This is a genomic window from Azospirillum sp. BE72 (assembly GCF_031455875.1).
Classification (GTDB): domain Bacteria; phylum Pseudomonadota; class Alphaproteobacteria; order Azospirillales; family Azospirillaceae; genus Azospirillum.
The window spans coordinates 627,301-648,710 of the sequence record NZ_JAVDTO010000002.1; the positions used below are offsets into that span (position 1 = coordinate 627,301).

Annotated in this window: 19 protein-coding genes; 4 read left to right on the forward strand and 15 right to left on the reverse strand. The window is 69.0% G+C overall.

All coding sequences use genetic code 11. The annotated features are described in order from the left end of the window. Positions 1–122: 122 nt before the first annotated feature. Positions 123–440, forward strand: coding sequence for a cupin domain-containing protein (locus tag J2Y49_RS09010; protein WP_310114209.1), 318 nt, complete (start codon positions 123–125; stop codon positions 438–440). Positions 441–482: 42 nt separating this feature from the next. Here the strand turns inward: J2Y49_RS09010 and J2Y49_RS09015 are convergent, their stop codons facing one another. Both J2Y49_RS09015 and ndk read right to left on the reverse strand, forming a co-directional pair. Next, positions 483–986 carry a hypothetical protein gene (locus J2Y49_RS09015; RefSeq protein ID WP_310114211.1) on the reverse strand — a complete coding sequence of 168 codons (504 nt, stop codon included), beginning with the start codon at positions 984–986 and terminating at the stop codon, positions 483–485. 159 nt (positions 987–1,145) lie between these two features. Next, a complete protein-coding gene (gene ndk / locus J2Y49_RS09020) occupies positions 1,146–1,568 on the reverse strand; it encodes a nucleoside-diphosphate kinase (RefSeq protein ID WP_014197473.1) in 423 nt (140 codons plus the stop codon). Positions 1,569–1,828: 260 nt separating this feature from the next. Here ndk and J2Y49_RS09025 point away from each other — a divergent pair, with 260 nt between their 5' ends. Then, the gene (locus J2Y49_RS09025) at positions 1,829–3,400 is read left to right on the forward strand and encodes an MDR family MFS transporter (RefSeq protein ID WP_310114216.1); all 1,572 of its coding nucleotides are present in this window, start codon (positions 1,829–1,831) and stop codon (positions 3,398–3,400) included. 4 nt (positions 3,401–3,404) lie between these two features. On the opposite strand, the gene J2Y49_RS09030 is transcribed toward J2Y49_RS09025, so the two are convergent. The 5 genes from J2Y49_RS09030 to J2Y49_RS09050 all read right to left on the reverse strand — a co-directional run bounded on the left by J2Y49_RS09030 (position 3,405) and on the right by J2Y49_RS09050 (position 9,120). Next, complete coding sequence (locus J2Y49_RS09030; RefSeq protein WP_310114218.1) at positions 3,405–4,517, reverse strand: AI-2E family transporter; 1,113 nt, start codon at positions 4,515–4,517, stop codon at positions 3,405–3,407. Between the two features lie 243 nt (positions 4,518–4,760). Beyond that, complete coding sequence (locus J2Y49_RS09035) at positions 4,761–6,191, reverse strand: ATP-binding protein (RefSeq protein ID WP_310114220.1); 1,431 nt, start codon at positions 6,189–6,191, stop codon at positions 4,761–4,763. A 21-nt stretch (positions 6,192–6,212) separates the two neighbouring features. Then, complete coding sequence (locus J2Y49_RS09040) at positions 6,213–6,893, reverse strand: response regulator transcription factor (RefSeq protein WP_149223611.1); 681 nt, start codon at positions 6,891–6,893, stop codon at positions 6,213–6,215. 89 nt (positions 6,894–6,982) lie between these two features. Continuing rightward, positions 6,983–8,566 carry a DegQ family serine endoprotease gene (locus tag J2Y49_RS09045; RefSeq protein ID WP_310114221.1) on the reverse strand — a complete coding sequence of 528 codons (1,584 nt, stop codon included), beginning with the start codon at positions 8,564–8,566 and terminating at the stop codon, positions 6,983–6,985. A gap of 134 nt (positions 8,567–8,700) precedes the next feature. Then, on the reverse strand, positions 8,701–9,120 hold the full coding sequence (locus tag J2Y49_RS09050) for a secondary thiamine-phosphate synthase enzyme YjbQ (RefSeq protein ID WP_310114224.1): 420 nt from the start codon (positions 9,118–9,120) through the stop codon (positions 8,701–8,703). Between the two features lie 123 nt (positions 9,121–9,243). On the opposite strand from J2Y49_RS09050, the gene J2Y49_RS09055 reads away from it, so the two are divergent. Both J2Y49_RS09055 and J2Y49_RS09060 read left to right on the forward strand, forming a co-directional pair. Next, positions 9,244–9,696, forward strand: coding sequence for a carbon monoxide dehydrogenase subunit G (locus J2Y49_RS09055; protein ID WP_310114226.1), 453 nt, complete (start codon positions 9,244–9,246; stop codon positions 9,694–9,696). A gap of 142 nt (positions 9,697–9,838) precedes the next feature. Then, positions 9,839–10,450 (forward strand): nitrogen fixation protein NifQ, encoded by a 612-nt coding sequence (locus tag J2Y49_RS09060; RefSeq protein ID WP_310114227.1) that lies wholly within the window; start codon positions 9,839–9,841, stop codon positions 10,448–10,450. Positions 10,451–10,456: 6 nt separating this feature from the next. Here J2Y49_RS09060 and J2Y49_RS09065 read toward each other — a convergent pair whose 3' ends face one another. The 8 genes from J2Y49_RS09065 to J2Y49_RS09100 all read right to left on the reverse strand — a co-directional run bounded on the left by J2Y49_RS09065 (position 10,457) and on the right by J2Y49_RS09100 (position 21,410). Beyond that, positions 10,457–10,801 carry a hypothetical protein gene (locus J2Y49_RS09065; protein WP_310114229.1) on the reverse strand — a complete coding sequence of 115 codons (345 nt, stop codon included), beginning with the start codon at positions 10,799–10,801 and terminating at the stop codon, positions 10,457–10,459. After that, entirely contained in the window at positions 10,798–11,202 is a 405-nt protein-coding gene (locus tag J2Y49_RS09070) for a response regulator (protein WP_194913695.1), read from the reverse strand. Before J2Y49_RS09070 ends, J2Y49_RS09065 begins: the two co-directional genes overlap by 4 nt. Before the next feature lie 137 nt (positions 11,203–11,339). Continuing rightward, positions 11,340–12,740: a response regulator gene (locus tag J2Y49_RS09075; RefSeq protein WP_310114237.1), complete on the reverse strand. Its 1,401-nt coding sequence runs from the start codon at positions 12,738–12,740 to the stop codon at positions 11,340–11,342. Positions 12,741–12,770: 30 nt separating this feature from the next. Further along, a complete protein-coding gene (locus tag J2Y49_RS09080) occupies positions 12,771–14,177 on the reverse strand; it encodes a diguanylate cyclase (protein ID WP_310114240.1) in 1,407 nt (468 codons plus the stop codon). Positions 14,178–14,189: 12 nt separating this feature from the next. Continuing rightward, complete coding sequence (locus tag J2Y49_RS09085; protein ID WP_014247336.1) at positions 14,190–14,627, reverse strand: response regulator; 438 nt, start codon at positions 14,625–14,627, stop codon at positions 14,190–14,192. Beyond that, a complete protein-coding gene (locus tag J2Y49_RS09090; protein WP_310114242.1) occupies positions 14,627–16,273 on the reverse strand; it encodes an ATP-binding protein in 1,647 nt (548 codons plus the stop codon). The genes J2Y49_RS09085 and J2Y49_RS09090 overlap by 1 nt, the downstream gene beginning before the upstream one ends. After that, positions 16,270–18,726, reverse strand: coding sequence for a PAS domain S-box protein (locus tag J2Y49_RS09095; protein WP_310114244.1), 2,457 nt, complete (start codon positions 18,724–18,726; stop codon positions 16,270–16,272). Before J2Y49_RS09095 ends, J2Y49_RS09090 begins: the two co-directional genes overlap by 4 nt. Before the next feature lie 200 nt (positions 18,727–18,926). Continuing rightward, positions 18,927–21,410, reverse strand: a complete 2,484-nt coding sequence (locus tag J2Y49_RS09100; RefSeq protein ID WP_310114246.1) for a methyl-accepting chemotaxis protein — start codon at positions 21,408–21,410, stop codon at positions 18,927–18,929.

Genomic DNA, 21,410 nt, shown 5'->3' on the forward strand with positions numbered 1-21,410 from the left:
TTTTCAGGTGGATGTTCTTACGGTCAGTCATGACCCTATCCGAAATCTCCCGGCTTGGATGGAGATCCGGACAGCGCCGATGCGCGTATCAACCGGTTGCCATCGCAGGAAAGGGACCCGGCATGCCCAAGGCAGACGTCGTCACATGGAGCGATCTCCCGGCCCAGACGGACGGAGAAGTTGAGCGGCGCGAGTTCCTTGGTGCAGGTGCATCGCTGAAGCATCTGGTCATCAAGGCGGGAACCTCCGCCCCGCGCCACAGCCACGCCCATGAACAGTTCGTCTTGGTCGTGGAGGGGCGCGTCCTGCTGACCTGCGAGGCCGGGCCGGTGGACCTGCGTCCGGGGATGGTCATCCGTTTCGACCCCGACGCGTGGCACAGCTCGGATTTCGTCGAGGACACGGTGCTGGTCGAAGTGAACCTGCCCCCGGCAGGTTGACGCCGCGGGGACACAGGCCGTCGCAGGCGTCGATTTCGCTTCTCAGACGTCGATTTCGAGGTCGTCGTCTTCCGGCGTACGGCCGAGCAGCAGGTCGGCGGCGTCCAGGGTCAGCGCCTCCACCTCCTCGTGGCGGTCCTCCTCCGGAAGGCGCAGCGCATGCATCACCTGGGTCGCCAGATGGATCAGCATGGCGCGGACGCAATCATCCTCCGGATACTCCAGAGCCACCATCTCCTTCAGGAAGGCGCCGAGTTGCTCCGGCGAGTTCCAGGGATGGGTGATGACGGTCTCGAAGCCGCTGGTGCCGAGGAAGACGGCGTTCAGCGCGGTCGCCTGCCGGTTGATGCCGTCCACCGCCTCGTCCTGGTCGAGCTTGCCCAGCAGGACCTGATTGAAGGCGTCGAGGCTGAGGTCGATGAACTGGCGGGCCAGCAGCCGCACCACCGTCTCGTCCGCCAGATCGTTGCGGGCCTGCGGCTGGGTCAGAATCGGCAGCGGTTGCAGCAGCGCCGCGATGATCGGCTTTGCGGATTGGGATTCCATCGCGGGCACTCCTGTCGGATTCGGCCCCGGCGCTTGCGGGGCAAAAGGTCTATGGCCCCCGATACTGCCAGAGCCTGATGCAAAACGCAAAAAAGGCCGCCCCCTTGCGGAGGCGGCCCTTTTCCCGGCCGGCCGGGCTTCATGCCCGACCCGGCAGGATCAGCCCACCAGCTCGATGCCGGCGAAGAAGAAGGCGATCTCCTGGGCGGCCGTCTCCGGGGCGTCCGAACCGTGGACCGAGTTCGCCTCGATCGATTCGGCGAACTCCTTGCGGATGGTGCCCTCGGCGGCGTTGGCCGGGTTGGTGGCGCCCATGATCTCGCGGTTGCGGGCGATGGCGTTCTCGCCTTCCAGGACCTGCAGGACCACCGGGCCGGAGATCATGAAGGACACCAGGTCGTTGAAGAACGGACGCTCGCGGTGCACGCCGTAGAACTGCTCGGCCTGGGCCTTCGACAGCTGGACGCGCTTCTGGGCGACGATGCGCAGGCCACCGTCCTCGAACTTGGCGTTGATCTTGCCGGTCAGGTTGCGGCGGGTGGCATCGGGCTTGATGATCGAGAGGGTCCGTTCGACGGCCATGGTGGTGACTCCTGCAGGTAAGGCTTTTCGCCGATTAAAAAGCATGCAGGCGCCACCGGTTGAACCGGGGCGCCGATGGGCCGCTTTATAGAGGCGCTTTGGCGGCGCGGCAAGGCGTTCGTTGGAGAATGCGGCGGCACCGCCAACGGACTTGCGCCATCGGCCTTGCCCCATCGGGCTTGCATGGAACGCTTCCAAGTCTATGGTGGGACCGCCTCCGGTGCCCCGTGCAACGACCTCAACGGCCGAGACGCCCGACCATGACCGAGACCGCCGCCCGCCCCGCAACGCCTGCTGCAGCCGCCCCCGACGATGTCCCGCCGGTCTTCACCCACCAGGAGATCCTGCGCGTGTTCAGCGGGGTCGCGCTGGCGATGCTGATGGCGGCGATGGACCAGACCATCGTCGCCACGGCGCTGCCGACGATGGCGAGCCAGTTCGGCGGGCTGGAGATGCTGCCCTGGGTGGTCACCGCCTATCTGCTGACCTCCACCACAACCACGCCGATCTACGGCAAGCTGTCCGACCTCTATGGCCGCAAGCGCGTGCTGCAGACGGCAATCCTGCTGTTCCTCGTCGGCTCCGTCCTGTGCGCCGCGGCGCAGAGCATGACGCAGCTGATCCTGTTCCGCGGCCTGCAAGGGCTGGGCGGCGGCGGGCTGATGTCGCTGGCCTTCACCATCATCGGCGACGTCGTGGCCCCGCGCGAGCGCGGACGCTACCAGGGCATGATCGGCGGCGTCTTCGCGCTGGCCAGCGTCGCCGGACCGCTCTTGGGCGGCATCTTCACCGAGACGATCGGCTGGCACTGGATTTTCCTGATCAACCTGCCGCTGGGGGTCGCGGCCTTCGCCATGACCCGCAGCTCCCTGTCGCGCCTGCCCGCCGGCCGGGCCAAGCCGCGCATCGACGTGGCCGGCGCGGCGCTGCTGACCGGGGCGGTCACTTGCCTGCTGGTCTATGCCACCCGCGGCGAGTCGATGGGCTGGGGCAGCCCGGCGGCCCTCGGCCTGCTGGCGGCGGGTCTTGCCATGCTGGCGGTCTTCCTGTGGCACGAGCGCCGGATCGAGGAGCCGATCCTGCCGCTGCACCTGTTCCGCCGCCCGGTGGTCGCGGTGGCGACGCCCGTGGTCGCGGTTTCGGCGATGGTGCTGTTCGCCGGCATCGTCTATCTGCCGCTACATCTCCAACTGGTGCAGGGCGCCAGCGCCACCGTGTCCGGCCTGCTGCTTCTGCCGTTGGTACTGGGCATGACCTTCGGGTCGGTCGGCGGCGGCCGGCTGATCGCGCGGACCGGGCGCTACAAGGCCTTCCCGCTGGTCGGGCTGGCACTGTCGGGAGTGATGTACGCGCTGCTCGGCACCCTGCCGGAACTGGCCGCCAGCGGTCTGTGGTCGACCCTGATCCTGGTGCCGCTGGGCATGGGGCTGGGGCTTGTGATGCCCGTGATGACGGTCGCCGTCCAGAACGCGGTGGAGCAGCGCGACCTGGGGGCGGCCACCGCCTCGGTCGGATTCTTCCGCTCGCTCGGCGGTTCGGTCGGCGTGGCGGTGTTCGGCGCCGTGTTCAACGCCGTGGTGTCCGAGCGGCTGGAAGGGGCCGGCCTGTCCGGCCGGGCGGTGCTGGACCATGGCGCCGCCGCGCTGGCCGACCTGCCCCCGGCCGTCCGCGGCGGGGTGGTGGCGACGCTGGAGCACGGCTTCGCCACCCTTTTCCTGCTGGCCGCCGCGCTGGCGGTCGTCTCCTTCGCCATGACCCTGTTCCTGAAGGAACTGCCGCTGCGCTCCTCCCGCACGGACCGGGGCGAGGCCGCTCCGGCTGCCGAGGGCTGACGCATCAGGACTCGTTGTTGGGAAAATGCCGGGGCTGGCCCAGCTTGTCCTCGATGTAGAGCAGGTTGACCAGCACCAGCACGACCACGGCGATCGGCGTCGCCAGGAACATGCCGATGAGGCCGAACAGCACGCCGCCGGCGGCGATGGCGCCGATGGTGATCACCGGAGGCAGATCGACCACCCGCTTCTGCAGCAGGGGGGTGACGAGGTTCCCCTCCACCTGCTGGATGACCAGATAGAGCCCGGCGACCCACAGCGCATCCTGTGGCGACTGGGCGAAGGCGATCAACAGCGCCGGGATGGCCGCCAGGAAGGGGCCGACCAGCGGAATGAACTCCAGCAGACCGGCCACCAGCCCCAGAGCCAACGCCGAGGGAATGTCCAGCAGCCAAAGCCCGACCGCGGTCAGCGTGCCCACCGCGGCCATCGCCACCATCTGGCCGATCAGCCATTTCCACAGGCTGTCGCCGGCCACGTTCATCACCTCCCAGGCCCGCTCCTGCCCCTGCGGCGGCACCAGCAGCACCACGCCGCGCCGATAGACGCCGGGCGAGGCCGCCAGATAAAGCGCGGCGAACATCACCACCACCGCGTCGCCGATGACATAGACGAGGCCGCTGGCGAAGCTGCTCAGCTGGTTCATCCAGGGCCAATCCTTGCCCTGGTCCATGATGCGCTGGCGCCACTCGTCGGGCAGCATGGCCATGGCCTTGGTCACCTGCTCCTGCAGCTGGCCGATCTGCGCCGTCATCGAGGTGCCCATCAGCCAGCCGCCGCCGCCGACGACCAGCACCAGCGCCACCAGCACGATTGCCAGCGCCCAGCCATGCCCCAGCCCGGTCGCCTGCCGCACATAGCCGGTCAGCCGCTGCAGCAGGATGGCGAACAGCACGCCGGTGAAGATCAGCAGCAGCGTGCCCGACACCTTCCACAGGAACAGCGTCAGCGCGGCCACCCCGGCGACGATCAGCACCTTCCAGGTGAAGACGGCCAGTTCGCCCCGCGCGGCCCGCGCCGGCGGCTCGTCCTGCGTTGCCCCGCTGCCGGTGCGGCCGGGCGGGACGGCACCCGGGGAAGCGGTCTGGTGGGCGGTTGGGCGGCTGGGTATCGCCATCTCTCGGAACTCCCGCGCTTGCGGCCGCCGGACGGACGGCCCTGGGGGAGAACGCTCAAGCCCACCGGACGTTGCGGAAAGTCAGCAGGCTAGGCCGTCGGCGGTAGTCCGAAGATGGGTCTGGAAGCCGGTCGGCGCCGGCCCATATCAGAAGGGACGCCAAGGAGTCATTCTCGCTGATGTCACTTTTAAAGCCCGCCGCATGGCGGGCTTTTTTTTGGCGATGAAGACGCCTCCGACCCCCTAGCGCCGCGCTTCCGGCGCGAACACCAGGCTGACCCGCAAGCCCGGCGCATTGTCGTCCAGTTCCAGACGTGCGCCATGCAACGTCGCCACCGCATCGACAAGGCTCAGCCCCAGCCCGTTGCCGGGCGATGCGCGGGCGGTGTCCAGCCGGACGAAGCGCTGCAGCACCTTGTCGCGCATCTCCGCCGGGATGCCGGGACCGCTGTCGGCCACGGAGATGCAGGCAGCGCGGCCGGGCGCCGGGCCTTCCAGCACCAGCGAGATGGTGCCGCCTTCCGGCGTGTATTTGATGGCGTTGTCCAGCAGGTTCGACACGGCCTGGGCCAGAAGCTGGCCGTTGCCGCGCACGGTCGGCTTGCTCCGGACATCCACGCTCAGCCGCTGGCCGCGCTCGTCCGCCACCGGCTCGTAGAGGTCGGCGGCCATCTCGACCACTTCGGCCAGATCGACCGGCGTGAAATCCTGCCGCTTGGCACCCGATTCGGCCTCCGCGATCGACAGCAGGGCGCTGAAGGTGGCGAGCAGCCGGTCGGCTTCGGCGATCGTGTCCTGCAGGACGGTCCGGTAGACCTCCGGGTCCTCGGTCTCGTGCAGCAGAGCCAGCTCGATGCGGGAGCGCAGGCGGGTCAGCGGCGTGCGCAGGTCGTGGGCGACGCTGTCGGTCACTTGCCGCATCCCGGTCATCAGCCGCTCGATCCGGTCGAGCATGGCATTGAGGTTGCCGGCCAGCCGGTCCATCTCGTCGCCGCCGCCGAAGCGCGGCACCCGGTCGCTCAGGTCACCGCTCATGATCTGGCGGGTGGTGCGGTTGATCGCCTCGATCCGCCGCATGGCGCCGCGGCTCATCAGCAGCCCGCCCCCCAGCCCCAGCAAGGCGGTGGAACCCAGGATCCAGCCGAGCGAGCGGAACATGCGGGTGCGCAGCTGGTCGATCTCGCTCATGTCGCGGCCGACCAGCAGGCGGAATTGTCCAGGCAGGGTGAAGGTCACGGCTTGCGCGGTCGACGGCCGGTCGGTGACCCCGCCATAGTCGGCGACCTTGAAATGGGTCCAGCCGCTGGCATTGGGCACCGCCGCCGGCCAGCCCGACAGGTTGCCGGCCAGGATCACCCCGGCGGAGGTGGTCAGCAGATAGATGGAGTTGTTGTTGGGAACCGCGCTGCGCGCCCGCACCACGTCCACCAGACCGGGCAGCCCGTGGATGCGGTAATGGTCCTGAAGCCCGGCGACCTCCAGCGCGATGGTCTCGCCGATCTCCTGCTCCAGGAAACCGGCCGTGGTGCGGTATACGACACCCAGGATCAGCCCGACCGACAGCACGAACATCGCCAGATAGAGCAGCGCCAGCCGGAACGCCGTGGTCCGAACCAGCCGCAGGCCCGCGGCAAGGAAGCCGTGCAGGCCGCCGGCCGCGCCTTCATGCTTCATACGTCACGCATCGTCAAACGCTCACCCCTCCGCCACGCGCAAACTGTATCCGGCGCCGCGCACGGTGTGGATCAGGGGGGTGGGGAAATCCTTGTCGATCTTCTGGCGCAGACGGGCGATGTGCACGTCGATGACATTGGTCTGGGGATCGAAGTGATAGTCCCAGACATTCTCCAGCATCATGGTGCGGGTCACCACGCTGCCGGCGTTGCGCATCAGATATTCCAGCAGCGAGAACTCGCGCGGCAGCAGGTCGATGGCCTTGCCGGCACGCTTCACGCTGCGCGACAGCAGGTCCAGTTCCAGGTCGCCCACCACCAGCCGGGTCTGCGGCTGGGCCGCGCCGCGCCGGCGCACCAGCACCTCGATCCGGGCGAGAAGCTCGGAGAAGGCGAATGGCTTGGTCAGGTAATCGTCGCCGCCGGCCTTCAACCCCTTCACCCGGTCGTCGACGCTGCCCAGCGCCGACAGGAACAGGACCGGCGTGTCGTTGCCGGCCGCCCTCAGCACCTGGACCAGAGACAGCCCGTCGCGGCCGGGCAGCATGCGGTCGACGATCATCACGTCGTAATGCTCGGCACCGGCCAGGAACAGGCCTTCCTTCCCGTCATTGGCGACGTCCACCACATGGCCCGCCTCCTTCAGCCCCTTGGCGAGGTAGCTGGCGGCCTGGCGATCATCTTCAATGACGAGAATCTTCATGAGCACGAGTGTAGCCTCCCAAAACAGCCCGGCCAAGCGCGAGCGTGCCGCGCCCGGCCGGACTTCCGTCACACAGGCGGCGAACCGCCTCAGGCCTTCAGCTTCAGCGCGACGAAGGACTCGTTGCCCTGACGGTTGATCAGCATCAGCAGCGCCTTCTGGCCGGCCTTCTCGGCTTCGGTCACATGGTGGCGGACGTCGGCCGGACTCTTCACCTCGGCGTCGCCGATCCGCTCGATCACGTCGCCGGGACGGATCGGCACGTCGACGCTGCCCGACAGTCCGACCACCACCACGCCCTGGACATCGTCGGCGATGCCCAGACGCTTGCGCGCCGCCTGATCCAGCGGGGCGAGCTTCAGCCCCTTGACCGGTGCGGCCTCGGCCTGAGGGCCGGTGCCGGTCCCGCCGTCGGTGTCGGCCGACGCGACCTGCGGCTGCTCGCTCAGGCGGTCGATGCGGACCTGCACCGCCGTCTCACGGCCGCCGCGCAGGACCTTCAGTTCGACGGTGTCGCCGGGCTTGGTGTCGGCGACGTTGCGGGTCAGGTCGCGCAGGCTGTTGACCGGCTTGCCGGCATAGCTCAGCACCACGTCGCCCTGGCGCAACCCGGCGCGCTGGGCCGGGCTGTCGGCGGTAACGTCGGCCACCAGGGCACCCTTGGCGGCGGGCAGGCCGACGCTGTCGGCGATGTCCGGCGTCACCTCCTGGATCTTCACGCCGAGCCAGCCGCGCTCGACCTTGCCGGACTCCTTCAACTGGGCCACCACGTCCTTGGCGAGGTTGGACGGGATGGCGAAGCCGATGCCGACCGAGCCGCCATTGGGGGAGTAGATGGCGGTGTTGATGCCGATCACCCGGCCGGCGAGGTCGAAGGTCGGACCGCCGGAATTGCCGCGGTTGATGGCGGCGTCGAGCTGGAAGTAGTCGTCATACGGACCGCTGTGGATGTCGCGACCGCGGGCCGACACGATGCCCTTGGTGACGGTGCCGCCCAGCCCGAACGGATTGCCGACCGCCATCACCCAGTCGCCGACGCGGGTCTTGTCGCTGTCGGCCCAGTCGACCGACGGCAGCGGCTTCTTCGGCTCCACCTTCAGCAGGGCGATGTCGGTCTTGGCGTCGCGGCCGATCACCTTGGCCGGCATGGCGGTGCCGTCCTGCAGGGTGACGGTGATCTCGCTGGCGCCGTCGATGACGTGGTTGTTGGTCACGACGAAGCCGGCCGGATCGATGATGAAGCCGGAGCCGAGCGCCCCGCTCTTGCCGCGCGGTCCCGGGCTCTGGTCATCCTGACCGCCGTCCTGACCGCCGTCCGGGCCGCCGTTCCGACCCATCTGGTCCTGGAACTGGCGGAAGAACTCCTCGAAGGGCGAGCCCGGCGGGAAGCCGGGGATGCCGGGGCCGCGCTGCGCCCGCGGTTCGGCCTTGGCCTCCTGCGTCGCGGCGATGTTGACGACGGCCGGGCTGACCTTGGCGGCGAGATCGGCGAAGGTGGAGGGCGTGTCCTGCAGCATCGTCACGGCGGGCGGCGTGGCCGCCTGCTGGGCATGCGATGCCGCCCATCCGGCCAGCGCCGGTCCCGTCAGCACCGTGGAGCCCAGCAGCAGGGCGGCGACGGTGCGGCGCAGGCGGTTCGCACGGTTCGGCGTGGTGGAGGGAATGGTGGTCATGACGACGACGCTCCAGTGATGCGGTTCCGGCTGTCCGGTGTTGTCCGCAATCTAGGGTGCCGCCGTTGACCGGCGCCTTGCGACGGGATGAAAGATATTTCAGACGGACTGCCCGTTCCTCTCCCCCAACCGCCTCAGTCCCCCAGCAGGTGCAGGGCGATCTCGCGCCGGTGCGGCCGCGCACGGTGTTCGAACAGGTAGATGCCCTGCCAGGTGCCCAGCACCGGCTCCCCTTCCATCACCGGGATCGACAGGCTGACGCCGGTCAGCGCGGAGCGGATATGGGCTGGCATGTCGTCCGGCCCCTCGGTGGTGTGTTCGTAGAGCGACGGATCCTCCGCCACCAGCCGGCGGAAGAAGCGAAGCAGGTCGGCCTGCACGTCGGGATCGGCATTCTCCTGGATGGTCAGGGAGGCCGAGGTATGGCGGCAGAAGACCGTCAGCAGGCCGGTGACCATCCCCTGCTCCGCCACCCAGCGCCGCACCGGGGCCGTCACCTCGACCAGTCCGGTGCCGCGGGTGGCGATCGTCAGCATCGTGGCGGCTTGTCGCATGGGATCCGTCCTCCTGGTGGCGTTCAGCGGCTTGGTTCCGGCCGCAATCAATACCAGATGTGTCTGCCCGGCCGTTGCGCCGGGATTGCGAACCTGCGGGAATGCGAAAGAGGAAGACGGCGCATGGACATCACCGGTACCCACAGCGTCCCCGGGCCGCGCGACCGCGTGTTCGCGGCGCTCTGCGACCCGGCGGTGCTGATGCGCTGCATCCCCGTGCTGGAAGAGATGGAGCGGCTTTCCCCCACCGACTACGCCGCGCGGGTGCGGACCACGCTGGGGCCGATGAAGGCGCGCTTCTCCGGCCGGCTGAAACTGGAGCCGGAGGATGGCCTCCACCGCTACCGGCTGATCGCCCAGGGCAACGGCGGGCTGGCCGGCGCCGTGAAGGGCGAGGCGCTGGTGATCCTGGTGGAGGATGGCGGCGGACGCACCCTGCTGACCTACAGCCTGACGGTTGCGCTGGGCGGGGCCGTCGGCCGGCTGGCGGCGAAGCTGGTGCAGGCCAAGACCGACCGGGTGCTGGCCGCCTTCTTCGAACGCTTCGCCGAGGAGATTCACGCCCGTCTCGACTGAGGCGATGGCCCGACTGGGATGATGCCCGGAAGGATGCGGCGCAATGCCGCAGGCCGCCGGCCCGGGGAGCGCCTTTCGCACATGCAGCATCCTGGGTCAGGATAGCAGGCGTCGCGGGTGCTCACAGCCGGTGGAGATGGACATGTCCAAGCTCTCAGCCCATTCGCCTGCCTGCGCTCCGGATTGCACGGACCCAGACGATCCCGCCGCCGACCGCATGATCTTCGGCCGCATCCTGGCGCTTGCCGCCGCGGATAGGGCTCGGACGATGCCCCAGACGCTCGCCCTGACCAAGGCCGACCTTGCGGAGATGGCGGCCCGCCACGCCCCGCATTTCGCCGCCGCCGTCGCATCCCTCCCCATTGAGGCGGATGCCGGCGAGGATGCCATCGAGGAGGCCGACCTGCGCGCTTTCCTGATCGACCATGGCGCGCGCGGCACGGATGAGGAGCGCTGGCTGGCCGCCATCCTGGCCCGCCGGTCGCTGGAGCCGAACCATCTGTGGCAGGACATGGGGTTCCACGACCGGGGCGAACTGAACACGATGTTCCGCCGCCATTTCCCGGCGCTGGTGGCACTGAATGCCGGCGACATGAAGTGGAAGAAGTTCTTCTACCGGCAGCTTTGCGAGCGCGAGGGGCTGATGCTGTGCAAGTCGCCCAACTGCGAGGTGTGCGACGACGTGGAGGTCTGCTTCGGCGAGGAGACCGGCGATCCGCTGGCGACCCTGTCGCGCCTCGCCCGCGGCGGCTGAAGGGCTTCAGCGCGGCTGGGCGCCGAGATCCTCGAAGGCCATTCCCTTGTCGGTGCGGCGGAAGCGCCCCTTGCCGTTGACGGTCAGCGGCTGCTGCCCGGACTGCGGCACGAAGGTGGCGGCATAATAGCAGTCATACTGCCCGCTGCCATCCTGCCCGTTCTTCAGCTTCGCTTCGACGCAGCCCTGCTTGCGGAAATTGTCGAAGGCGCGGAAGCCGGCATTCCCCTGCCGCTCCAGCGTGCGGCGGGTGTGCGTCTCCACCAGCTTGCGCATGTCGCCTTCCGACGGCTCTCCCGAGCAGGCCGCCAGGACAAGCGCAAGCGTCAGAATGCCCGCACGGAGCCTCACCGTCCCCCCAGCAGCCTGTCCATCCGCTCCTTCAGCGCGGCGAAGGATGGGGGTTTGACCACGAAGCCGTTGACGCCCAGCGCCATCGCCTGTTTCACGATCTCGGATTCGGTGTGGTTGGTCAGGAAGACCACCGGGGCCCGCGGGTTGGCAGCCTCGGTGCTGGCGCGCAGATGGGCCAGGAATTGAAGGCCGGAGACCGGCTTCATGTCGATGTCGCAGACGATCAGGTCGGGGTTGACGCGGATGCACTCGTACATCGCCGACTCGCCATTGTCGGCCTCGGCGACGTCGCGGAAGCCGATCTGGCCCAGGATCTGGACGATGGTGCGGCGGACGAAGGGCTGGTCCTCGACGACCAGGATGCGGTGCCGGGAGTAGTCGATCGTCTGCATATCCATCCCCCGATCCTCCAGCCAATTCGCCGCTTTCCACTGATACCGTCCGAATCGGCGGCGGGCAACCGAAGGCCGGTTACCGTCAGGTGGAATATGGTTTTAGGTCTGTAAAATTTTCGACAATCTGTATCGGGCCAACATCAGCCACGCGGCGCGACTCGGCCGGGGAACAGGCGCTCCAGCACGGCGCCCAACCGATCCATGGTCAGCGGCTTGTGCAGGCAATCGTCCATTCCGGCGGCGCGGCACTGGGCGTCATCCTCGGCATCCGTGCCGGCGGTCAGAGCCACGATCGGCACACGGCCCGCCTCGCCCGGCAGCGCACGGATGGCGCGCGATGCCTCATGGCCATCCATCACCGGCATCTGCACGTCCATCACGATCAGGTCGAACCGCCGTTCGGTCGCCGCGGCGACGCCCTGGGCTCCGTCCTCCGCCGTCGTCACCGCATGGCCCAGCGCCTTGAAGAAGCCGGCGGCGACCAGCCGGCCGATCGGGTTGTCCTCCACCAGCAGGACCGAAAGGGCGGCCGGCGGCGCAGCGGGACGGGCCGGCAACTGCACGGGGATTAGGGCGGTCAGCCATTCCCCGGCACCGCCATCCGCAACTGCGCCAGCCGCGCCGTCTGCAAGCAGGCGCCCTCCCAGCCGCCGGACTTGCGGTCCGGCCACCGCCAGCGCCAGCGGGCGCAGCCGCGGCACGCCCCGGCGGCGGAGGAACAGCTCGGTCGCCTCCCCCGCCGGCTGAAGAGACAGCGACAGCTCCGCCCCCGTCTCCGCCGTCAGGAGGACCAGCAGGGAGCGCAACCCGCCCGCATCGCCGATGAACCGTTGGTCGGCGTCCCCATCCACCGCGACCGCCTTCGCACCGGCCGCCAGATCGCCGAGGGTCAGCATCTCCGCCGCCGCGGTTTCCGGCTTCGCCGGACGCAGGGCCGACAGCGCGGTGCGCAGGGTGGATCCCGCCGCCCGGACACCGGTCAGCCGGTCCTGCTGGCTCGGCAGCAGAGGCGATTCCAGCGCAGCGGCGGTCAGCGCCAGTATGGGATCGAGCGCCGCCTCCACCGCGGCGGCGGTGGCGTCGAACAGCGACGCCGCCTCACCCCCTGCCCGCTCCGCCCCGGCCAGAGCCGCACGCAGGCGGTTTTCCCGTGCCTGACGCCGACGGGCGGCGGCGATGGCGCGGCGCAGGGCGGCTGCATCACCGGCCGGCAGCGCATCCTGCGCGCCGGCCGCGATGAAGGATGCCGCGGCCTCTTCATGCCCATCCGGCAACAGCACCAGCACGGCGGGGACCCGGTCCAGCCGGACCAGCGCCTCGACCGCGGCATGACCGGGGGCGACATCGGCAACACTGCCGGCGGCGTCGATCACGACCACGCCGTCGCCTGGCGCTGCACCGCCGCGCAGACGGTCCAGCGCCGCTTCGACCGTATCCACCCGCGGGGGAATGCCGCCCAGCGCCATGGCGAGCTGCCGTATGCGCAACGCGTCGCCGGAGACTAGCAGCACCCCGTCCTGGCCGGAGGTGTCCGTCATCATTCCTTCGGCCATTTTTCCTCTGACATGCCGTCAGCTCGCGATGGAGGTGGGGATGGATGCGGTGGCGAAGGCCGGGCCGGGATAGCCGTCGCTGACGACGACGCGGTTGCGACCCAGCGATTTCGCCTCGTACAGCGCGCGGTCGGCGCGGCCCAATGCGCGCTCGATGCTGGCGTCCTCGTCACCGCACATGGCGACGCCGATGCTGACCGTCATGCGCAGCGTCCCGCCGCCGGATTGGCCGCCTGTCTGCAGCGCTACGTCAGCCACGGCCAGACGCTGGCGCAGCCGTTCCGCCACCTCGGTCGCCGACTCCAGCGGGGTTTCGGGCAGGATGATCGCGAACTCCTCTCCGCCCACCCGGCCGACATGGTCGGTGTCGCGCAATTCGGCGCGGCAGACCTCCGCCAGCCGGACCAGCGCCCGGTCCCCGACGGCATGGCCATGGGTGTCGTTGATCGCCTTGAAGCGGTCGATGTCCAGCATCAGCACCGACACCGGCCGGCCATAGCGGCGCAGCCGCGCCATCTCGACCTCCGCCAGTTCCATGAAGCGGCGGCGGTTGTTCAGCCCGGTCAGCGGATCGGTGGTCGCCATGCGGCGAAGCTCGCTCTCCACCCGCATGCGCTCCGACACGTCGCGGATGACGGCGGTGAACAGCAGGCCGCGGGCATGGTGCAGCTTGGCGATCGACACCTCGGCCGGGAACTCCCGTCCGTCGGCGGTCAGCCCCTGCACCTCGCGCCGGTTGGTCATCACCTGCGCCTGCATCTCCGACGCGGCGAATCCGGCGATGTGGACCTCGTGGTCGGGGCGGAAGCGTTCGGGGATCAGCAGCGACAGCGGCCGCCCCAGGATGTCGTCGGCATCGTAGCCGAACAGGCTTTCCGCCGCCCGGTTGAACAGGGTGATGTTCAGGTTCTCGTCGGTGGTCAGGATGGCGTCCTGCGCCAGCCCGATGATGCCCTGCAGCCGCTCTTCCGACAGGCGCAGCTCCTCCTCCAGCCGCTTGCGGGCCATGGCGTGCTGAACGGCGCGCCACATCAGCGGCCCGTCGGTCTGCCCCTTCACCAGATAGTCCTGAGCGCCGTGGGCCAGGATTTCCAGCGCGAAATCCTCGTCGTCATAGCCGGTCAGCACCACCAGCGGCAGCGACGGCGCGTCGGCATGCAGGCGGGTCACCGTCTCCAGCCCGAAGCTGTCGGGCAGCGACAGGTCGAGCAGCACGACATCGCAGGCATTGCGGTGCAGCCAGGCCCGCGCCTCCTTCAGCGAGGTGGCTCGCGCCACGGTGGAGCGGCGGGCATAGGGCGTCAGCGAGCGGGTCACCAGACGCGCATCGGCGTCGTCATCCTCGACCAGCAGGATGGCGGTGCGTCCCTCCTCCGGCTCGGGGCTGTGGGACTGGGCGGGCTTGGCCGGTAAGGCGATGGACATGTCTGGCCTCCTTCACCGTGGCAGCCGGACGACGCGGAACCAGTATTCCTCGATGCTCTTCACCGCGTCGAAGAAGGCGTCCATGTCCATCGGTTTGGTGATGAAGCTGTTGGCACCCAGCAGATAGCTGGCGTTCACGTCGCGGTCGACGTCGGAGGTGGTGAGGATCACCACCGGAATGGTCTTCAACTCCTCGTCCGCCTTCAGCTCCTGCAGGACCTCGCGGCCGTCCATTCGCGGCATGTTCAGGTCCAGCAGGATCAGATCGGGCCGGGTGGCGCCGGCGAACGGGCCTTGGCGGCGCAGATACTCCATCGCCTCCACGCCGTCGCGGACATGGCCGACGTTGCACAGGATGCGGCCGTCGCGCAGCGCACGCTTGGCGAGGCCGGCGTCGGCCGGGTCGTCCTCGACCAGCAGGATCTCGAAGGGAGTCGTCAGGTCCTGCATCAGGGGAATCCTCGGAAGGCGGGATGGGGCAGATGGATGGAAAAGGTGCTGCCGACGCCGGGGCTGGAGACGACGGTGATCCGGCCGCCCAGCCGCTCCACCATCTTGCGGGCGATTGCGAGCCCCATGCCGGTGCCGGGATGCTCGTCGCGCGAATGCAGGCGGCGGAACACCTCGAAGATCTGGTCGCGGTAGCGCGGCTCGATGCCGATGCCGTTGTCGCGCACGTCGATCACGTCATAGCCGTCGATCCGCCGGCCGGAGACATGCACCTCCGCCGCGCGGTAGGGGTGGCGGTATTCGACCGCATTGGCGATCAGCACGATGAAGATCTCGCGCAGGCGCCGCTCGTCCGCCTGCACCGCCGGCAGTTCGCCCACGGTGACGGTGGCGCCGGCATCGGCGATGCGCCGTTTCAGCGCGGTCAGCGCCGCCTGCAGCGCGTCCCCGGCCGCGACCGTGCCGCAGCCGAGCGGCACCCGGTCCTCCGCCAGGAACAGCTGGACGTCGCGCAGCAGCATCTTCAGCCGCCCCGCCCCGTCGACGATCTCGCGGATGAAGCCGGCGCTCTCCTCGTCCAGCTTGCCCCTCTGCTGCTTCTCCAGAAGCTGGGCATAGCTGGCGATGGCGCGCAACGGCTCCTGCAGATCGTGGGCGGTGGCGTAGGCGAACTGCTCCAGCTCGTTCTTGGCCCGTCCCAACTCGGCGGTGCGCAGGTCGACCTGCCGTTCCAGCGTGTAGCGGCGGCTGACCGCCATGAAGGTCAGCGCCTCGATCAGCAGGGCCAGCAGCAGGAAGGCCGCCTGGAATCCGCGGAAGGTCGGGTCGGCATAGGCGAGACCCTCCCAGCTGGTGCGCGGGGCCAGCGCCAGTTCCCAATGGCCGTCCGGCAGGTTGATCCGCTCCACCAGCGGATCGCCCTTCAGCGCCAGCGCGTCGCCCGCCACCTGCTGGCCGATGTCGGTCACGATGGCGAAGCCCAGATGCGGCGGCACCCGGTCGAAGCGCACCTCGCCGAGGATGGCGCCGACATCGAACACCAGTCCGACCGCTCCCCAGGGTTTGCCCGGCCCGTAGACGATCTGCCGGGCGATCAGCCCCTGCCCGCCCTGGAGCAGGGCGACGGGACCGTGGATGGTCACGTCGCGGCTGATGATGGCGCGCTGCACCGTTTCGGCGAATCCGGGCCGCGCGTCCTTCAGCAGATCGTTGCCCAGCACCTTCTCGTTGCCTTCGACCGGATAGACGATGCGGACGACGAAGTCGGGGGCGGCGGAGATGTTGCGCACCCCCACCACCGAACGCCGCAGCCCCTCCGCATACCGCGGGAACTGATCGGTGAGGCTGCCGGCCGCGGCCGCCACTTCGACGAAGGCGGTCAGGCCACGGACCAGCGCCAGACGCTCGTTCAGCGCGCTGGACAGTGTGCTGGCCATCGACGAGGCGGTGAGCGCCGCATTCGCCCGGTGTTCGGCCACCAGGACGCGGATGTAGACGTCGCCCATCCACAGATAGGCCAGCGCAAGCACCAGCGTCACCGCGGCCTGGACGGCGGCGGCTTTCCAAATCCGCTGGCCGCCCGCGATCAGGCGGCGCAGGACGGCCGGCACCGGCGGGCGCGGCGCGATCAGGGGCTCCGCCGTCATCGCCGGTCCCGTGCCTCCCCATTCGCGTCCGCCGGGGCCGCCGGAGACGCCATGGCCGGCAGGACCATGCGGAACAGGCTTCCGCAGGGCCGCCCGTCCGCATCGCGCAGGTCGTCGTCCGGCGGGCCTTCCACCCACAGCTGGCCGCCGTGATGCTCGACCACCTTCTTGCAGACGGCCAGCCCGACGCCCGTGCCCTCATACTCGTCGCGGCGGTGCAGCCGCTGGAAGATGCCGAAGACGCGGTCGCGGTCCTCCGCGGCGATGCCGATGCCGTTGTCGCGAATGTCGATGCGCACCACCGGCGCACCGCCCTGCCGGCCCAAAGACCGGCCAGAAGCCACGGTGACGCGCACCACCGGCGGGCGGCCGGGCTCGCGGTACTTCACCGCATTGCCGATCAGGTTCTGGAACAGCCGCATCAACTCGTTGTCGTCGCCGGCCACCACCGGAAGCGCGGCACCGTCCTGCCCGCCCACCGTGACCGTGGCCCCGGCATCCTGGACCGCGACCTCCAGGTTCAGCAGAGCCAGCCGCAGCGGTTCGTCCAGCGGCACCGGCCGGAAGGGCTTGGCCTTGCGCCCGACCCGCGAGTACTCCAGCAGGTCGACGATCAGCCGGTCCATGCGCTGGGCGCCGTCGCGGGCGAAGTCGATGCACTCCCGGCCCTCCTCGTCCAGCGACTTGGCCAAGCCCCGCTCCAGCAGGGTCAGGTAGCTGGTTATGACGCGCAGCGGCTGGCGCAGGTCGTGGGAGGCGACATAGGCGAAGGCCTCCAGTTCGGCGTTGGATCGCTCCAACTCGCTGGTCTTGCCGCGCAGAGCCTCCTCCGCGATGCAGCGTTCGGTGATGTCGTGGATCAGCGACATCAGCAGCGTGCGGCCATGGACAATGATGTTGCTGATATAGACCTCGACGTCGCGGACGTCGCCGGAGGCCAGCCGGTGGCGGAACTGGAAATGCTTGCGTTCGGCGTTGTGGGCCTGTTGCAGTTCCCGCTCCACCTCCCCGCGCGGCGCCACGTTGATGTCGTGGATGTGCATGCTGCGCAGCCGGTCGAGCGGATGGCCGTAGAACTCCGCCGCCGCCGGGTTGGCATCGACGATCCTTCCGTCCGCCGGGTCGACCAGCAGCTTCACCGCACAGCTGGCGACGAAGATCTGCTCGAACAGCTGCTGGCGCTCCAGCAGTGCCTGCTCGGCATGCTTGCGCTCGCTGATGTCCATCACCGCGCCGACGATGCCGGCCGGCTTGCCGCCGGTGCGGCAATAGACGGCTTTGGAGAACAGCACGTCGCGCAGCGTTCCGTCGGCACAGCGCAGCTGGGTTTCGTAGCTCTGCGGCTTCTGGTCGGCCAGCAGCGCCTTGTCGACCGCCTCGTCGGCCTCGGCGACGTGCGGCGGGGCCAGGTCGAAGACGGTGCGGCCGAAAAGGGCCTGCCGGTCGATGCCCATCCAGCGTTCGAAGGCGTCGTTGGCGTCCACGTAATGGCCCATGACGTCCTGGACGAAGATCGGCACCGGCACCGTGTCCAGCAGCACGCGCTGGAATCCGGCGCGGTCGTTCAGCGCCTGTTCGGCGCGCCAGCGCACCGTAACGTCCTCCACCACCCAGACGAAACCGCGTGCCGGGTCGCCCGTCTTCACCGGCCGGCCGATCAGGCGGCAGCGGATGTCGGCGCCGTCGGCCCGGCGCATCGCCACCTCCTCGTCGAACTGGCCGCCCGACTGCATCCGCGGATAGGCGCGCCGGCCCACATCCTCGAACACCCCGTCATCGCCGTAGATGATGCGGGAGCTGCAGCCTACGATGTCCTCCATCCGGTACCGGAAGGTGGCGGCCGCCGCCTTGTTGACCCGGCGAATCACCCGGTCGCCGTCGACCAGCAGCACGCCGACCGGGGCATTGTCGAGGATGGCGTCAAGCTGCAGCCGGCTTTCGGCAAGCTCCTCCTCCATCCGCTTGCGGGCGGTGACGTCGACATGGGTCCCGATCATGCGGCGCGGCCGGCCCTCCGCATCCCAGGACACCACCCGTCCGCGGTCGAGGATCCACAGCCAGTCCCCCGATTTGGCGCGGACACGGTGCTCGCACTCGTAGAATGGCCGTTCGCCGGAAAAATGCGCCTGGAGCGCCGCCTGGGCCAGCGGCAGGTCTTCGGGATGGACGCGGGAACACCAGAAATCGAGATGCGGCGTCACCTCGCCCGGCGAGAAGCCCAGCATCGTCTGCCAACCCGGACTGTACCAGACCGCATCAGTCGCGAGATCCCAATCCCAGATCCCGTCGCCGGCGGCGTCGGTCGCCAGATGCAGGCGCGGCACCGCCGTGGCCAGCCTGCCGCGACGCCATTTCAGGCGGGTGCGGAGCGTCGGCGCGGCGGTGCCGGCCGTCGCGCCGGCGTCCGGGAGGGCGCGCAGCGTGGTTGCTTCGAGTGTGGTTGCTTCGACCATGGTTGCGGTCGGACCTCGTTTCCATTCACCCGGAAGAAGTTGCGGAAAAACGCGCATCCCCCGGCAGTACGGCAAGCATACTCCTTCAACCTCGAAGCAATCCCTTGCGAAATTGTCACAGGGCTTCAGTCTTCACTGGGCAGGAAGAAGAAGATGCTTAACCATTACCAACGCTGAATGATGGGATGTCGCTGAATAGTTCAGGCGGCCACATCGACGGGTGCGCGATCCTTGGTGGCGATTTCCACCGCACGGCTGAAGTCCCGCGACATGCTATCCGCCTCGAAGGCCAGATGGATGCGGTTGTGTTCCACCGCCTTGACCACGACCGCCGCCTCCGCCCCGTAGCGGTCGAGGCGCAGATGGCCGATGGTGCCGGCGAGCGAACGGCCGTCGGTCGCGGTCACCGGGTCGATCATGGCGCCGCCGATGGACAGGTTGCGGACGGTCACCGCCAGACGGTCGCTGCCGATCAGAAGCGTTCCCGTCTCTTCCACCTGATAGCGCGGCTTGCGCCGGCGGTCGGCGTCGCCGGTGGAGGTGCGGACGATGCGCACCAGGACCTGCCGCAGGGACTCGATGGAGCGGGCGACATCGCCGGAACCGTTCTTGACGTGGGTGGCCTGTTCGCCGGTGCGGTCGGCTTCCTCGGACACCGCGGCGATGCGGAACGAAACCTCTTGCGCGGCGGTCGAGGTCTCAACCACATTGCGGCTGATTTCCTGGGTGGCGGCCGACTGCTCCTCCATCGCGGCGGCGATGGACCCGGAGATGTGGTCGATCTCGGCGATGGTGTGGCCGATCTCCTCCACCGCCTTCACGGCCTCGTCGGTCACGGCCTGGATGGCGGTGATCTGACGGGTGATCTCCTCGGTCGAGGACGCGGTCTGGTTGGCGAGGTTCTTCACCTCCTGCGCCACGACGGCAAAGCCCTTTCCGGCCTCCCCCGCCCGCGCCGCCTCGATGGTGGCGTTCAGCGCCAGCAGGTTGGTCTGGCCGGCGATGGACTGGATCAGGTTCACCACGTCGCCCACCTTTGCCACCGTTTCCGAGAGCGAGCGGATGGTGGTCTGGGTGTGGTGGCCGCTTTCCACCGCGCGGCGGGTTACCGCGCTGGAATGGGCGATCTGCGACGAGATTTCGCGGATCGACGCGGCCAGTTGCTCGCTGGCGGCGGCGACGGTCTGCGCATTGGCCAGCGCCTGACCGGCGGCGGACGCCACGGTCTGGGCGTTGATGCTGACCCGCTCGGCGGAACCGGACATGCCTTCGGCTTCGTTGGCCATGGCGCCGGTTCGCTGGGCTACCTCCTCCACCGCGCGGCCGGCCTCGCGCTCCACGGTGGAGGCCATGGCCTCCAGCGCCCGGCGCCGCTCCTCGTCCGCCTGCCGCGCGCGCTCGACACGCTCCTGCACCGCGTAGCAGAGCCGGGCCTTCAGCCCGCGCAACTGGCCGGCGACGGGATGGAACTCGGCCGCCGCCGGCAGGTCGATGATGTGGGTCTGGTCGTTGCGGGCGATGGCGTCGAAATCACCGGAGAAGTCGGCCAACGGCCGGCGCACCGTGCGCAGAAGCAGAAGCCCGCACAACACCGCCGCCGCCAGCACGCCCATCCCGGCGGCCACGGCGAACACCAGATGCCAGCGGAAGTCCTCCAGAGCGCCTTCATACTCCGCCTTCGCCACGGTCAGCTGCAACTGCAGCAGCTCCTTGTTGGTCTGGAAGGCGGCCTGGAACAGCGGTTCGACCCGGTCGCGCACCAGCACCTCCAGCCGCAGCGAATCGCCCTGGCGCGCCAGTTCCACCGCCGGCTTCAGCCCGTCGTTCAGGAAGGCGGCGCGCTGCTTGGCGAAACGGTCAACCAGCGCCGCCTCTTCCGGCGTCAGATAGGTGGTGAGATAATCCGCCCACAGCCGGTCGATGGTGGCGACGTTGCCGGTGATCCGCGCCTCGCGCCCCGCCGTCACCTTGGCGTCGGTGCCGTCGCGGGTGTCGATGATCAGGCGCTGCAGCGTTTGCACATTGTCGCGCATGTGGTCCAGAATCTCGCCGATCTGCACCGCCGGCACTGTCCGATCCTCATACACCGTCTTCAGCGAGGCGTTGCTGTCGGCCATGCCGCGCAGGGTGACGCCGCCGACCGCAAGCATCGCCAGGATCATGAAGGCGAAGATCAGGGTCAGCCGGCCGGTCACGCTCGCCGTCCAGCGCCGGAACGCCGCACCGGCGCCACGGCCCACCGCCTGCCCGTCGCGCACCGTCAGATGACGCGCCCGGCCCTCGCGGATGTCGGCATAGAGCCGCTCCGTCGCCGCCACCTGATCGCGCGATGGCTTGGTGCGGATGGAGATGAAGCCGGTCACCTTGCCGTCCTCGATCACCGGCGTGACGTTGGCACGCACCCAGTAGAAGTCGCCGGACTTGGTGCGGTTCTTCACCAGCCCTTCCCACGGCCGCCCGTCCTTGATCGTCGCCCACAAATCGGCGAAGGCCTCCTTCGGCATGTGGGGGTGGCGGATCAGGTTGTGCGGCGCCCCGATCAGTTCGGCCTCCGTATAGCCGCTGATGTCGACAAAGGCCTTGTTGACGAAGGTGATGCGCCCGCCGGTGTCGGTACGCGACACCAGCAGGACGCCGTCCTCCATCACGATTTCGCGGTCGGTGATCGGTTCGTTCACGCGCAT